Source organism: Planococcus sp. ANT_H30, from assembly GCF_008369335.1.
GTDB lineage: Bacteria > Bacillota > Bacilli > Bacillales_A > Planococcaceae > Planococcus > Planococcus kocurii.
Genome location: NZ_VOBJ01000001.1, coordinates 1219203 through 1234877 on the forward strand (window position 1 = coordinate 1219203; position 15675 = coordinate 1234877).

Here is a 15675-nt window from a genome sequence, read left to right on the forward strand (position 1 = left end):
GCCGTTGAAAGCTTGGTGTGTTTTTATGGTTATGGATCAACCAATCGTAAGCAAATCGAATTGAATCGTCGCAACAATTGCCGCAATAACCAAAATGACGATTTCACTCATGGTCAATATCCATTGTTTTGGATTATCGGTGTATTTCCATTCAAAAAAAGCCCTGACAGAGTAATCAATAATGGTGAATGCACCCCAAACAACAAGGTAAAGAGCGATTGGGTATTGTTTATACAACACGAAATAGATCGTGAAGATCATCCCAACCATCGTTGCGATTCGGATTCCCCAGTCTATTTTTTTATGTAGCTTGTTTATATGATTATAAGAAAGCCAATCAACTTTTTCTTTCTTAATAGCAAATACTTTTCTCAACATCCATTTCACCAACCAAATTACGCCGAACAAAACTGCCAAAAACAAACCGAGCGCTAGCACATCCATCTGAATTCCCCTTTCAACTAAAAAAACAATTGATAAATGATGTAGCCTATTACTAATACTAAGATTAACAAAGCCATTCCTTTCCAACCCATATCACCCGCTGCGCCTGCTCCGTTGTCGAAGCCATCTCGCAAAGTTCCACCCGGATTGTTTTTCAATTCGTCTCGCTTTAAACTTTCTCTCATTTGCTGAGGTGTCTTTTTTTTCGCCATATGGATTTCCCCTCCCAAGTTTTCTAATAATTTGATTATGTCATAGTTTCGCATTTTGGTCTTTCCTTGTCGACGAAGACTCTAAATGCGCATCTCAAAGCTATATTCGCACAAAAGGACCTTGAAAGATTGGCTTGAACGGGCTATGCTCTCATTATCTACTATGACAATTTTGTTTATTGCTTTACGATTAAAGCGAATGAATTTCTAAAATTATTTGATAAGGGAGATACGAAAATGACTTTTTTCCAACATATACACGACCGAAAAAATACCCGTTCCGTTAAATGGGACACAATGGAAACAAGATACGGTATAGAAGACAGCTCAGACATTTTGCCTATGTGGATTGCCGATATGGATTTTCCTGCACCACCTGCTGTCTTAAAAGCCTTACACGACCGAGTAGAACATTCGATCTTTGGCTATTCGTTTATGTGTGAAGAATGCCGAACAGCTGTGATTGATTGGCAGAAAAAACGAAACGATTGGAAAATCGAATCAGATTGGCTGCTTTTCCATCAAGGGATTATTCCAGCCATCGCTTCAATCATTGAGACTTTCACAGAAAAACACGATAAAATAGTCGTCACTACACCGGTCTATCCTCCCTTTTTCGAGTTGGCTGAACATCAAGATCGAGAAGTAATCTATTCACCACTAGTTGTTCAAGATGGCCAATACGTCATAGATTTTAACGATTTTGAAGAAAAACTGCGAGATGCGTCTCTTTTCATTTTTTGTAACCCGCACAACCCCGGCGGCCGCGTATGGACACCTGAAGAGTTAACTGAAATCGTCCGATTGTGTAGCAAACACGACGTTCTTATTATTTCAGATGAAATTCATGGCGATTTAATGATTAAACCTCATCGGCACACGCCGCTCGCAAAAATTGCTGGCGCTGAAAGCGATAGAGTCTTTACCTGCATGGCTCCTACGAAAACATTTAATTTGGCTGGCATTCAAGTGGCCATGATTGTTGCCACAGACAAAGGAAAACGCGACAAGCTTGAAAAACATGCACTGGCTCATGGTTCTGGCATGCTCAACGCGTTTGCACCTGCAGCTTTGACTTCAGCATATAATGAAAGCGAGTCTTGGCTTGAGGACATGCTGACGACGATTTCTGACAATATCGATTTCGCCAGCAGTGAATTGCAGAAAAAAGTTCCTGGACTGCGCGTTATGAAGCCACAATCGACTTATTTGTTGTGGCTCGATTACAGTAGACTCGACTTAACAGAAGACGAAGTCATGAAAAAACTATTGTTTACTGGAAAAGTTGCACTAGAACCTGGAAGCAAGTACGGATCTGCTGGACTGGGGTATTTACGATTAAACGCAGCTTGTCCTCGTGCAACCTTAGCTGACGGAATAGACCGAATCGCCTTAGCCTTAACAAACAAGAATCCTAACTGATTTTTCAAAGGAGACTGAAACTAAGATGACCAAGAAAATGATCATGGTGTTCATTGTTGCTTTATTCCTCGCCGCTTGTAGTGACACCGCACCTCCAAACGAAACGGTAATCGCCGGTCACGAAGAATGGGCTTCATTGCCTGAATATCCGACAATCATAGAAGAAATCGAAGACGGGGACTATAAATTCGAGACGGTTTCGGACAATCAAGAAAAACGAATTCTGCTCCTTAGTGACAAAGAAGGTGTCGAACAATACAAATCGATCTTCATCAAAAATACAGATCGACTCATCCTCACCGATATTGATGACGGCGGAGAAATTTTTAACGCTGTTTTAAAGCAATGAATACAAAATCACACAAAAAGCCTCCAAGCATTCCACTAAAGGAATACTTGGAGGCTTTTTGTGTGATTATTTCTACTCCCGATTAAACTGTTTTCTTTTTGCTTTCGATTACCTTTAACTCTGCTTTTAATGCTTTTAACAGTGCGAATACCATAAGCACCATGACCAGAGAAAATGGCAGAGCGGCAATGATAATTGTATTTTGAATGGCTGCTAGTCCACCAGCCGACAAAAGAATTGCCGCGATAGCTGATTGCAGAACGCCCCATACAATTTTAACGCTATTGTCAGGCGTCAACGAGCCACCTGTCGACTGCATGCCAAGAACGAATGTCGCAGAGTCAGCAGACGAGATAAAGAACGTCAACAGCAACATAATGGCGATGATGGACAAACCAAAACCAAATGGCATTTCATTGAACATCGTGAATAACGTTGTTTCTACAGCGCTGGTCGTCAAATCAACAACGCCTTTTTGCTGGATGTCGATTGCTGTTGCACCAAACGTAGAAAACCAAATCGCACACAATACCGTCGGCAGAAGTACCACAAAGATTAAAAATTCGCGGATTGTTCTGCCTCTAGAAACACGGGCGATAAACATACTTACGAATGGTGACCAAGAAATCCACCATGCCCAGTAAAAGATCGACCAAGCGTCTAGCCATTCTCGATTGCCGCTATTAAAGGCTTCTGTATTGGTGCTGAGTGGAATTAGATTTTGGATATAGGCACCAAAGGATTGCGTAAAGACATTAAAAATGAGTAAGGTCGGTCCCAAAACGACGACGAGTAAAAGCAAGACGAGTGCTAACACCATATTGATATTGGACAAGTACTTAATCCCTTTTGAGAGTCCAGACCATGCCGAAATAATAAACAACACGGTAATAATCGCAATAATAATCAGTTGACTCCAGTTGTTATTGGGAAGACCGAACAAATACGTGAGTCCCCCGTTAATCTGGACGGCACCAAACCCAAGTGAGCTGGCTACGCCAAACACGGTTGCGAAAATCGCAATCACGTCAATGAGCGTTCCCCAACCACCTTCCATTTTCTTACCGAATAGTGGTTTCAAGGTGCTCGAAATCAAGCCCCGTTCACCTTTGCGGAATTGGAAAAAAGCAAGGGCCAACGCGACGATTCCATACATAGCCCAGGCATTAAAGCCGTAATGGAAAAAAGTTCGTTGCATGGATTCTTTAAAAGCAGCTTCTGTTTCAGGATCTGCCGTTGCGGGTTGAATGGCGTAATGAGACAGCGGTTCATAAGAGCCGTAAAAGACGAGGCCAATTCCTAATCCTGCCGAAAAAAGCATCGCTACCCAAGTGGCTCGAGCGAATTCAGGACGGTCATTAGGTTTACCTAAGCGGATATTGCCGTAGGGGCTAATAATGAGGAATCCAACAACAAATAAGATGACGGTCATGATCAGCATATAATACCAGCCGAATACAGTACTCAGTACGGAAGTAATCGAGTTTGTCGCTTGTTCATACGCAACTGGCATTAATGCAGCAATCAGCACAGCAATCACGACAAGTGAGATGGTAATGTAAAATACTTTTGTGACTTTTTTCATATCGTTCTCCTTTTCGTTTTATTGTTTACGCATTTTTAAAGATAACGTATCAGGAGAATTGCGTCAAATTAGGCAAAATTCAGTTTCTCTAACAAAAACACCGCAGAAAATTAATTCTGCGGTGTTTTACTGGAGCCTTTTCTTGTCTTTATTCAAACAAAGGCGTTACGGGTTTTTCGTTGTGAACGTGCTCAATCGCTTCTGCTAATAAAGGAGCGACTGACAGAATGTTGATCTTCGAAGTACGTTTTTCTTCAGGCAAGTAAATCGTATTCGTCACGACAAGCTCTGTAATCGCTGAGTCCTGGATTCGTTGAACGGCTTGGCCAGATAACACAGCGTGCGTACAGCAAGCATAAATCGCTTTTGCCCCGTTTTCCACAAGCACATTAGCAGCTAAGGAAATCGTCGTAGCCGTATCGATAATGTCGACAATGATGATGACGTTTTTGCCTTTAATGTCTCCGACAATGTTCACCGTTTCGGGCTCATCTGGGTGCATCCGACGTTTGTCGATAAAGCCGATTGGCACGTCTAAATGACTTGCCAATTTACGCGCACGTCCAAGTCCTCCGTTGTCGGGAGCGACGACTATGGCATCTGTTAATCCTTTGTCCAAAAAATGCTTTTCTAAGATTTTGCCACCTAACAATTGATCTACTGGGATGTTGAAAAATCCTTGAATTTGAGGCGCATGCAAATCCATAGTGATGACGTGCGTTGCGCCTGCTTTTTCCAGCATATTCGCAACAAGTTTCGCCGTAATCGGCTCACGCGAACTGGCTTTACGGTCTTGACGGGCATAGCCGTAATACGGAATGACCACATTAATGGTTTTTACAGATGCTCGTTTTAAGGCATCAATCATGATCAACAGTTCCATAACGTGTTCGCTACCCGGTTGAGATGTCGACTGTACGACGTAAACATCTGCACCTCGGACGCTTTCTTGAATATGAATTTGAACTTCCCCATCGCTAAAATGGGTAATCGCGCTTTTACCCATCTCACAGCCAAGTAAATCCGCAATTTCTTGGGTCAATTCTGGATTCGAATTCAATGTAAACAGCTTAAAGTTTGTTCCTAGTTGATAAGCCACTTGATAGCCCCCTTAGTAATTTTTTTATAAATTTGATGGATGACTAGCTCTTATGCAGGTCAATCTACTGGCATTTGACTTGCAGCAGTTGGTTTTATAATAACCTGTTCGTAGGGTAATAGCCATAGATAAAATGTGGAGAAATCGCATCAGGCGAACGCTTTCTTATTTTTAATCAAGTATTTTTTACTTTGTTTTTTCTGGGAACGAATATAGAGAGAGAGCTGCGTTCTTAATTGCTTTTCGTTCCAGCACTTACTTTCTGCAGGAGTCGAGCAGTTGATGAGGTGAAATGAGACTTTCAGAAACTTATTCACACATTCACTGCAACCTGACCGATCATTCCATCTAAGTAGTGCCAATCCTCAAATAGATGGAATTAGTTTTTTGCTGAAAGTATTGATTTTCGTTCAAAATAAGCATGCAGTCTGTACGCCGTTATTTCTTGAGTCCAGTTGTACAAAGGCTCTCTTTCGGCATTAGATGGATGCAACTTGAATTTAAAAACACCATTTTCAAAAGAAACCACGTCATTTTTATCACTTTCGCTCCATTTCGTCATTGGCATCTGCGAAATCAAATCAGCCGTTTTCTTCTCGTCATATATACGTAATCTTTTTCCTTGTGCACCGCTCCAGTCGATATTCATACGGTAGTCCCTTTCCGTTAAATAGCTGTGAAAAAAAGGTGCTACTTCTTTTGGAGTTGTTGAGTCTAGCCAGCTTTCTGTGCCTTTTGACAGCATATAACTTAAAACGACCAGCTTATAGCTTTTGGTCATTGCTGTTTGTTCAACTTCTAAAAACCAACTCTTGTATGCCAGCCATACTTGTTGTTCTTCAGTCGTTAATTCATTGGCATAAGCAAGCATTCCGAAATAACTACCAAACTCTTGCTTGACTATTTTGGAGTCCGTGTTTGCATGAAGATGAAATTCAAGATAAGTGGGACGTCTTCCTGCTTCTTTTTTCAACTCATGGTAAGCCGTAACTAACAAGTCTTTACGAGGCGCTCTTTTTCTGCGCATTTCTTCAAGCAAGTTGATTACTTGCAAGTCCAAGTTGAACTCACACAAAGTAGGTACAAGTGGCGCAATAGGGTTATTTTTTGTCATATTGTCTTTTGGATCAAAAATAGCCAATTTCAAATCCGCATTCCGATAATTGCCGATAAAATCAATAATGACACAATGTGACTTTCCTTCTGCAATTCGCAGACCTCGCCCAATTTGCTGCGTATAAACAGCTAGTGATTCTGTCGGTCGAATAAACAACAGTGTATCTACTTTTGGAATATCGACTCCTTCATTAAATAGGTCTACCGTGAAAACAACTTCAAGTTCTCCCGTTTCTAATTTGGAACGGGCTGTTTTTCGCTCTTTTGGATGAGACTCTCCGTGAAGTGCGATAGAACGCACACTTTTTCGTTGGAAGAAGTCATTCATATAGACAGCTTGTTTAACAGAAGAGCAAAAGACAATGGTTCTCGTCTGTTTGTGACGATTCCATTTTTCGTAGATCTTTTGCGCAAAACTATCACGTAACTGTAACTGAAGCAATTCCTGTTCATCGTAGCGCGTTCCTCTCCATGGAATAGCTGAGTAATCGCTAGCATCATACACTCCATAATAGCGGAACGGAGAAAGCCAATTGCGCTCAATAGCATCTAAAAAATGAATCGATATCGCGACGTTTCCATCGCATAAGGCATAGACATCTTTATTGTCCATACGATCAGGTGTTGCGGTAATGCCTAGCAAGAATTTAGGTTCGAAGTGATTTAGTAATCGTTCGTAAGTTGGTGCCGCTGCATGATGAAATTCATCGATGACAACTAAATCAAACGTATCCTTTTCAAACCGATCTAAATGATACTGACTTCCTAATGTATAAATAGAAGCAAAAATAAAATCTGCGTCCGTTTTTTTCTCTAAAGCATTATAAAACGCGTTCGTCCTATCGGGATGAACATGCTTGAAGGATTGCTGGGCTTGCATCAGAATTTCTTCTCGGTGAGCAACAAACAACACCCGTTTAAATTGATCCGCAAAAAAAGCGGCCAAATACGTTTTACCTAATCCGGTTGCTAATACGACCATTGCCCGGTTGTAATCTTCGGCTAGCACATTATCCAAAGCGTCGAGCGCTTCTTGTTGTGCAGGTCTTGGAGAAACGGATGCACCGTAAGCTTCTTGAGTTTCCGCCACTTCGGGTTGTTGTGGGAGAATCGGACCGACTGTCATTTCAACTTCTTCTGCTTCTGACCACACCGGACTGATGGGTCGTTTTGTATTTGCTGCTGTATGTAAGAACCGATACTCTGCCAGCGTCTCTTTGTTTAAAGACACCGTTTGCTCGGCATAAAAATATTTCAAAAATTGAGTTGTCGCTTCCTCAAAAACTTCTGCATCAACAGACGTTGGCGCAATTAAATTCCATTCAACTCCATTGGTTAAAGCAGTAGCTGATAAATTAGAAGATCCTATTACTAAATGGGACGTTTCTGTTCCTCGAAACAAATAAGATTTGGGATGAAAAGAAGTTCCACCACTCTTCCAAATTCGAATTTCAGCAGAAGACAACTCTTCAAGCAGTAATTGCAGTGCATCTGGCTGTGTGACAAATAAATAATCGCCTACCAGTAGTTTAATCGGTACGCCTCTTTTTGCAGCTTGCTGCAAGAAAGGAATGATTTTTTTCACGCCTGACTTCATAGCGAAAGCTGTAATCCACTGAATTTCAACTGCTTCATTTGATAATCTCTCTAAATGTGAAACAAGCTGAGAAGTAACCAGTTCCAGCTTAGTCATCTTCTACCTCGATTAAAAAGATCCGCTTTTCAAAACCGCCACGTTTCTCAGCTTTCGCCTTGCGCACTTTTTCTAATTCGTCAAAAGAAGAACCTTGAACCTTTATTGCTGCGTGGAGTAGTTCGAGGATGTCAGCCAGCTCTTCAATAGCTTCTTCGTTCGTATTCGCTTCATTATATTCATCAAGTTCTTCGCTGAGTTTCTTTTTTACTTCTACTTCGTACTCTTCTTTCAGTAAAATACGTGTTGAAAATTGTTTACCTGTTTTAGTGATCACTTCGGGTATCCCGTCGCGTACTAGTTTGTTGTAAATTGGCATGGATGGTCTCCTTTTCAATAGTATTTATTTACATTATTTTAACATATACTTCGTGTTTCTCTGCTCTAAAAATCACAGTACTTGTACTTGTTATTTAAGTTTCCCATCGAAGTCTTGCTACTGAACCTCCAAAGAAAAACATACCACGCAACCCCTTGTTTCCAATTTACTATAACTCTAAATCCAGTGTATTTTTGTTATTATACAATTCGATTCAAGTTGCTCTTTCCGAAAGTATTCCTGTAATAAAGTTGCTTTTATAATATACTAATATTAGGAAAAAATATTAATCACTGTTAAATCATGAGATTTTTGATTAGCATGAAACAATTAGAGGAGTTTTTAAAATGAAATGGAACCACTTAATGATCCTTTTGCTATCTGTCTTTCTAGTCGGCTGTACCGATGTAGAAGAAACAGCCATTACAAACACAGAGGCACAGGAAGTACCTGCAGATGAAGCAAATGATAATCGTGAAAAAGAAGAACCTGTCACACCAGCTGTTGAAGAGCAAGCTGTTGAAAAAACACCAACAAAAACAAGTGATGACCTTTTAGCAGGATACGACCTAATCGAAGTCGATGGCGGGGATTTGTCGGGCTCTCGTGAACCTAATGTCGCCGTGAACATTGGCTTTGGCGATCGTGACTATTGGGCATTTACAAACGAATACGGACAATTGGAACGGGTTGTTGCGGACGAAATCGTTTTGCAGGATGACGATACCGAACCTGTCTTATCGACTGGCAGGTACTATTCGGACGAGGCAAAGGTGCCGGGTGTGGAAAGTGATCTATTAGATGAAGGGCATGTCCTTGCCGATTCACTTGGCGGGGTTTCGAATGCTTATAATATTACGCCGCAAGAAAGTACGCTCAACCGCCATGGGGATCAAGCGTATATGGAAGATGCTATCCGCGATGCCGGTGGTGCTACAGATTTTGAAGCCATTATTACCTATACAGATACAGAAACTCAGATCCCATCGAGTTATCAATACACCTACACATTAATGGGCAACGAAATTGTTGATACGTTTGATAATGTGAACCCTGACGAAGTAAACGCATCACTCGGGTTAACAGATAGCGAGCCGACAGATTCAGCTAGTGCAAGCAGCGCTACTACAATTGAGGATGTTTCTAACGTGGATACCAATGGCAACGGACAAGTGACGATCAAAGAAGCCGAAGCAGCCGGATTTAGTATGCCAATTATGAGCGATCATTGGTTGTACCCACATATGCGTGATAACGATAACGACGGGATGGTAGGTGAGTGATTTTCTAGCTCAGGTGAAAATTGTCCCTTGTTTCAGGAGGTTAAGGTATTGAAAAAAGGGTTCCTTTTAATTTTACTGACCATTTTCTTAAGTGCATGTAACCCCGTTAAGGATAGCGATATCGTGCTCGAGCAAAAGGAAATAACAACTAATTCGGAGAAGTTTGAAACGTTTATCAGAAATCTTGAAAATGGACAAGAAGATAAAATACGCATTGTCCAAAGAACTACAGAAGGCGATCCAATTTTTAATACACTAGAATATAATGGTCAAACTATTACATATACGTATGACAACTCTCGGGATAAATTTGGTGATTCAAATACGGGAGTAGAAAGTGGAACTTGCGAACATCTAGAAAGTGAAACGAGCGAAACAGGTAGAATCTACCGTTTGAGCGGTTGCTCTTCTGAAGTCGGAAAGTATTTCGAGCTTGAAATTCAAGAATAACTTTAAAGTGTTCGGAGAGGTGTTAGTAAGCTTTAAAGAAAGATTATGGGGGAGTAGAGAAGATATTCAAAAACCATATTAGTGGATTGGTAATCGTTTCGACCTTATTAGCAATTGTAGGCTTGGTCCTACTATTTGTGAGTGCTTCGTTCGGAATTTCGTTAGGAAGCTCTTGGCTTAGGAGTCAACAAGATGGTATTGCTGATACTAGCCAGTTTGTGATGGTGATGGAAGCGTATACCACTGTCTTCGTTGTTTTGGGTGGTATTCTATTTGCTGTAGGTTTGCTAACGGCTATACTTACTTATTTTAGCGTTCTATTTTTGGGCTTTAGAGAAACTGAACATACGGATTGAAAAGAGCTGTTTTTGAACTAGATGCTCTATTGGTAGAGAGGGGACTTGATCCTTCACGATTTTTTATTTAGCGCGGGACATAACTAACAAAAGCATCAACATACCCACAAAAACACACCTATCTCAAAGCTTGTTGCAGCTTAGAAATGGTGTGTTTTTAGTTGAAACAATAGTTATTCCCTAACTCTTTATCTCCTTCTTACTAGATGTTCTCAGTCAGATTGCTCATGTTGCAAGAAGTTCGATTTAGTTGGACTTTGATAAGAAATCTTGTTTTTTGTTACTCCAGTTACCACTTATAACCCGGGCAATATTCCTGCAAACAAGTTTAAAATAAAGACCGTAATTAAAGCAGTTAAACCTGCGACAAATCCTCCACCTGTCCAAGCGAGAAGCGTTTGCGGAATTGTCAGTTTGCCAAAGCGATTAACAACCCAAAAGCCGGAATCGTTTGGCAGTGACAGCCCAATCCCTCCCGCACAAATTGCAAGACCGAGTAAAATTGGCGAAACGCCAAGTTCACCAACCATTGGTCCAAGAATACTAGATGTCGTAACAAGTGCCACTGTTGCGGAACCAAGTGAAGCACGTAAAATCTGAGAAAAGATAAAGGCTAACAAGAGAACTGGAATGCTCCAACTTTGCATGGTTGCAATCAAGTGATCACCAATTCCACTGCTGTTAATAACAGCACCAAACGCACCACCCGCACCTGTAATCAAGATGATCATTCCTGCCGAGTTGATCGCTTCAGAATACAAACGATTGTTTGGAATGGCAATATACGGACGTAAAAAGATGATTGCTGCGAACACACTGATTAACAGTGCCACGTTTTTTTCTCCAACAAAGCCGAAGAAACTAGCTGCTGCTGTACCAGGCATTAATAGCTGAGAAACCGTATTCGTCAAAATTAGGATAATCGGCAATGCTAGCATAGAGAAACTTAGGCCTGTGCTAATTTCTTTTTTCGGTAAGTCTGCTTTATCAATGGCGATTTCTTCGACCTCACCCGAATGCTTAATGCGCTTTCCGATAAACATTCCATACAAATAACCACCAACTAAGGTAGCTGGGATAGCGACAATAATGCCGTAGATGATAAAGAGACCAAGCTCTGCCCCCATATTTTCTGCGACCACAAGTGGTCCGGGTGTTGGTGCAATCATGTTATGTGACACGATTAACCCGACACCAAGTGCCGTTACAAAGCTAACGACTGAAATTCCTGTTTTGGTAGCAAGAGAGCGAATCAAACCACTTAAAATAACAAATGCTGCATCAAAAAATACGGGAATCGAAACGGCTGTACCTGTCAATGCGAGACCTGCTGGAGATCGTTTAATCCCAAATATGTTTAAGACAGTTTGTGCAATTTTTTCAACCGCACCTGACGCACCCAAAAACTGACCAAAGATGACCCCAAGACCAATTAAAATACCAACGCCTGCAAGCGTATTTCCGAATCCTGCGGTTACAGTCGAAGCTACTTCGTTTAGCGGCATACCGATAGATAGTGCTGTTAAAACAGCAATCGTAATTAATGCAAGAAATGGTTCGATTTTCAGCTTAAGAATAGCAAAAAATAAGACAGCAAGTGACAGAACAAAAATCAAAATCAACAAATTACCAGTAATCATGAGAACATCTCCCTTATCAATTAAGTTTTTATTGGGCATACCTAGTAAGAATCTATTTAGAAATGATAGCGGTTTCACAAAACCTATTCCGTATCTTTCAAAGCATGATTTATGCACGAAACTAGCTTTATGGCTTGTGACGAGCAAAAATGATTGCTTTGTATTCGCATACTACTTTTTCAGCACACGAATAAACTTCGCTATTACCGGTTCTATGGCTTGTTGCAAACCAGCCATTACATCTGAAAGATGCATTTTTTCTTGCTCTTCTAAAGCCTGCTTGAGGTAAATAGTAGCAGCCAGTGATACTTCTGTATTTACATTTACCTTACAAATCCCTTTTGCTACTGCTCGTTTCATAATGTCTTCTGGCGTACCCGAGCCACCGTGTAAAACTAACGGAATGCTAACAGCCTGTTGAATTTCTTCTAATAGTTCTAAGTTGATGTTTGGTTTTCCTGTATACATGCCGTGTACAGTGCCAATGGCGGCTGCCAAAAAATCAACGCCCGTTTCCTCCACAAATGTTTTAGCGGACTTTGGATCTGTTAATGTCCCATCGCCATCTTCTTCATCTGAAAAAGCACCTCGAGCAACTGAGCCAATTTCTGCTTCCACACTCACCCCTGCCATATGGGCAATTTCCACAATTTCTTTTGTGTAGCGGATATTTTGTGCAAGATCATGTTTTGAGCCGTCGAACATGACAGAAGTAAACCCGCAGTCAATCGCCCGAATAATCGATTCTTTTTGATAGGCATGATCTAAGTGGAGCGCAATCGGAATTGTCGATTTTTCTGCCAATGCTTTAGTTAAAGCAGCAAAGCCTTCTACATCTACCATATTAAAATAGCGTTCTCCTAGCGCGATAATCACTGGCTGATTTTCTGCTTCTGCCACGCGAATTACTGCCTGCAGAGTTTCGAGACTATAGACATTAAAAGCAGCTACGGCATACTTTTCTTTTTGTGCTGCTAAAAGAATGTCTTTCGTATTTATTAACATTCAAAAACCGCCTTTTCATTGTATTTGCTTATAATACATCTAGAGAACAAAAATCCATCAACCTACTGGTGCAATAGCTCTGCTACTTCTTTCAAGGTTGTTTTTGACCCTACGTTCCCTGGAAAAATAACATAGGCTAGTCCTGGAAATTTACTTTCACTACCTGTCAACCAAACTGGAATACCCGGCTTGATTTGTCCCGCCACTGTTGCTCGCTTCACACTGAGTCCGTTTGTCCCTATGTCACTAGAAGTAATACCACCTTTGGCAATGATAAAGCTTGGTCTTACTTTAATTTTTTTGACAATACTTGTTACAGCATCAGAAATTTTTATTGATAGCTTAAGCTCTCCTTCTTTTTGGTTCTCTCCCAGATCAAGCCGCTCCCGCTTCGTATAGACGGCAACCGTCTTTCCTTTTCGGATAAGTTGTTCGCTCGTTTGAATAACTCGTTGGATTTCTTCTTCAAATTTCTCTGGATGCAATACCAAATGAACGTCGAACTCAATAAATTCTATAAAATCACATGTCTGAAGCACTTCAAACTGTTCCGTTGTTTTTTTCACGTGAGATCCAATCATGATGAGTCCGCCATTTCCAGAATGATCCTTTATCAACTCTTCTCTGGTCAAAAGCGTTCTGTCTTCAATACCGCCAATGATTTTAGTTAAAGCTGCAGCACTTCGGAACATAAAATTTTTCCCTTCTTTCATCGCCCGGATAAGAGCGATTGCGACAACTTTCACATCAAGATATTCAGTGGCATTAACAACGACTTTGTTAAAGTCTTTTAATGCCATTAGCTGATTCACTAGACGATCGATTTTAAGACCCCGAATGTCCTCCAAAGAAAGATAGACCGCATCGGTTGACTTAAACGCACCCGCTGACTTTTCTTCTACCCATTCACCGAGATGTGAAGATGTATAACCAAATGTACGATCTTTCGCAAATTCAGTTTCACCGGCTGGAATTAATTGATCCTCGTCCTGCACGTAATGAACATTTTGGATTGTGAAGCGCCCACCTTCTTTGAAAAATGGCATAATCACTTCTCCATCAAATACACGATCAGATTGCGCTTCTACTGTATTTTTTAATACTTCTGTCTCAAGAGGATAATGACCACGTAGTGTTGAGTCTCCTCGGCTAATGATTATAAAGTCTTTTTGTAGGTTTTCTGCTGTTTGACGAATCGCCGTTGCTATTTCCTCATGTGCGCGTTTAGTCTCATCAGCTGTAAATCCTCTTGAGTTGGTTAAGATGAAAAACATTTTACTTTCTTCAGCAAAACCAGCTTCTATACTTTCAAAAGTCCAGTCTGTATAAACAGAAATCCCATGTACTGTTTGAACGCCTGTCGGATCATCATCTAACACAATGATTTTTTTGTTAAAACTTTTTAATTCACGATTGAGTAGGGTGTTTACTGTTTGTTCATCCGGAACGGTTGGTAAACTATTAAGTGTTTCGGTTGTATTAAGTTTTTTTGAATTGGTCATCAGTTGGTTACCCCCTTCTCACTTCAACATTCGCCAATTTTTCGTAATACTGAATAATGCCGCCATGATCGTCTCCCGCTTTACCGTCTACTTTTAAGGCATGGAAAATTTCAAGTAGTTGACTCGTAAGCGGTAGCGGCACCCCAATATCATGCGCTGTTTCCATTACGTTTGAGATGTCTTTTAAATTAATATCAATCCGTCCACCTGCTACAAAATTACGATCTAGAATCAAAGGTACTTTTGCATCAAGAACTGCACTTCCAGCCAGTCCACCTCGAATCGCCTGATACATTTTTTCAATGTCTATGCCTGCTTTAGCTGCGAGAATGAGTGCTTCAGACATTGCTGCGATATTTAAGTTGACAATGATTTGGTTTGCCAATTTAGCTGTGACACCGCTTCCACTTTTGCCAACGAGTATAATTTCTGAACCTACTGCCTGCAATACAGGTTTTACGGATTCGAATACCGTTTCTTTGCCGCCTACCATAATAGATAGCGTGCCATCAATTGCTTTTGGCTCCCCACCGCTTACTGGAGCATCTAACATTTCTACTCCTTGTTTTGCAGCTTCATTAGAAATTTCAACAGAAGCCACTGGAGAAATAGAGCTCATATCGATAATGACAAGTCCTTCTTTTGCCGTTTTTAAAATTCCATTTCCTCCGGTTACAACTTGTTTCACATGTTGTGAAGCTGGCAACATTGTGATAATCACGTCACAAGTAAGCCCCATTTCAGCAGGCGTGCTTGATGTTGCTCCCGCCTCTACTAACGCTTCTACGCTTTGTGTATTGAGATCGTTTACGGTTACCTCGTATCCAGCTTTAAGTAAATTGAGTGACATCGGCTTCCCCATAATTCCTAAACCAATAACTCCTATAGTCTTTGTCATTTAAATATCTCCCTTCAATTTCGAACTACAATCGGTTAGATAGCGCTTTCACTCTTACATAAACTGAATTGTACACACAATTTATATTTTTGTATACATTTATTTTTTAATTGTATACAAAAAATACTTCCTTTTAAATCTTGGTTATTAAACTTATACTTTAAAATAAGACAAACCTAGATTGCAATATTAAATGCAACAAAACATGAAAACCCATTAAACCGTGTGTGGTTCAGGCGATGTGGGCGAGCTCTTCTAAGAAGCACGCTTCCGGTGTCCGGTAGCCGAGAATCTTTCGCGGG

General features: G+C 40.7%; 14 protein-coding genes. 4 read left to right on the plus strand and 10 right to left on the minus strand.

The features are described 5' to 3' along the window. Window positions 1-36: 36 nt before the first annotated feature. Window positions 37-444 (minus strand): DUF4181 domain-containing protein, encoded by a 408-nt coding sequence (locus FQ085_RS05750; RefSeq protein ID WP_149456121.1) that lies wholly within the window; start codon window positions 442-444, stop codon window positions 37-39. 17 nt (window positions 445-461) lie between these two features. Next, the gene (locus FQ085_RS05755) at window positions 462-656 is read right to left on the minus strand and encodes a DUF6366 family protein (RefSeq protein WP_149456122.1); all 195 of its coding nucleotides are present in this window, start codon (window positions 654-656) and stop codon (window positions 462-464) included. Between the two features lie 237 nt (window positions 657-893). Here FQ085_RS05755 and FQ085_RS05760 point away from each other — a divergent pair, with 237 nt between their 5' ends. Both FQ085_RS05760 and FQ085_RS05765 read left to right on the plus strand, forming a co-directional pair. Beyond that, window positions 894-2078, plus strand: coding sequence for a MalY/PatB family protein (locus FQ085_RS05760; protein ID WP_149456123.1), 1185 nt, complete (start codon window positions 894-896; stop codon window positions 2076-2078). Window positions 2079-2103: 25 nt separating this feature from the next. After that, window positions 2104-2427: a hypothetical protein gene (locus tag FQ085_RS05765; RefSeq protein WP_058384080.1), complete on the plus strand. Its 324-nt coding sequence runs from the start codon at window positions 2104-2106 to the stop codon at window positions 2425-2427. Window positions 2428-2509: 82 nt separating this feature from the next. Here FQ085_RS05765 and FQ085_RS05770 read toward each other — a convergent pair whose 3' ends face one another. The 4 genes from FQ085_RS05770 to FQ085_RS05785 all read right to left on the minus strand — a co-directional run bounded on the left by FQ085_RS05770 (window position 2510) and on the right by FQ085_RS05785 (window position 8239). After that, window positions 2510-4012: a BCCT family transporter gene (locus FQ085_RS05770; protein WP_058384079.1), complete on the minus strand. Its 1503-nt coding sequence runs from the start codon at window positions 4010-4012 to the stop codon at window positions 2510-2512. A gap of 148 nt (window positions 4013-4160) precedes the next feature. Further along, window positions 4161-5111 carry a ribose-phosphate diphosphokinase gene (locus FQ085_RS05775; protein ID WP_058384078.1) on the minus strand — a complete coding sequence of 317 codons (951 nt, stop codon included), beginning with the start codon at window positions 5109-5111 and terminating at the stop codon, window positions 4161-4163. 379 nt (window positions 5112-5490) lie between these two features. Further along, the gene (locus tag FQ085_RS05780) at window positions 5491-7920 is read right to left on the minus strand and encodes a DEAD/DEAH box helicase family protein (RefSeq protein ID WP_058384077.1); all 2430 of its coding nucleotides are present in this window, start codon (window positions 7918-7920) and stop codon (window positions 5491-5493) included. Further along, window positions 7913-8239 (minus strand): nucleoside triphosphate pyrophosphohydrolase, encoded by a 327-nt coding sequence (locus tag FQ085_RS05785; protein WP_058384076.1) that lies wholly within the window; start codon window positions 8237-8239, stop codon window positions 7913-7915. The genes FQ085_RS05780 and FQ085_RS05785 overlap by 8 nt, the downstream gene beginning before the upstream one ends. A 347-nt stretch (window positions 8240-8586) precedes the next feature. On the opposite strand from FQ085_RS05785, the gene FQ085_RS05790 reads away from it, so the two are divergent. Continuing rightward, window positions 8587-9522 carry a DNA/RNA non-specific endonuclease gene (locus tag FQ085_RS05790; protein WP_058384075.1) on the plus strand — a complete coding sequence of 312 codons (936 nt, stop codon included), beginning with the start codon at window positions 8587-8589 and terminating at the stop codon, window positions 9520-9522. A gap of 48 nt (window positions 9523-9570) precedes the next feature. Next, window positions 9571-9972, plus strand: a complete 402-nt coding sequence (locus FQ085_RS05795) for a DUF4362 domain-containing protein (RefSeq protein ID WP_149456124.1) — start codon at window positions 9571-9573, stop codon at window positions 9970-9972. 652 nt (window positions 9973-10624) lie between these two features. On the opposite strand, the gene FQ085_RS05805 is transcribed toward FQ085_RS05795, so the two are convergent. The 4 genes from FQ085_RS05805 to garR form a co-directional block, all read right to left on the minus strand. Continuing rightward, a complete protein-coding gene (locus FQ085_RS05805; protein WP_149456125.1) occupies window positions 10625-11968 on the minus strand; it encodes a GntP family permease in 1344 nt (447 codons plus the stop codon). A gap of 171 nt (window positions 11969-12139) precedes the next feature. Further along, the gene (locus tag FQ085_RS05810; RefSeq protein ID WP_149456126.1) at window positions 12140-12973 is read right to left on the minus strand and encodes a class II fructose-bisphosphate aldolase; all 834 of its coding nucleotides are present in this window, start codon (window positions 12971-12973) and stop codon (window positions 12140-12142) included. A 62-nt stretch (window positions 12974-13035) separates the two neighbouring features. Next, complete coding sequence (locus tag FQ085_RS05815) at window positions 13036-14475, minus strand: four-carbon acid sugar kinase family protein (protein ID WP_149456127.1); 1440 nt, start codon at window positions 14473-14475, stop codon at window positions 13036-13038. A 7-nt stretch (window positions 14476-14482) separates the two neighbouring features. Beyond that, entirely contained in the window at window positions 14483-15373 is an 891-nt protein-coding gene (gene garR / locus FQ085_RS05820) for a 2-hydroxy-3-oxopropionate reductase (RefSeq protein ID WP_149456128.1), read from the minus strand. Window positions 15374-15675 lie beyond the last annotated feature (302 nt).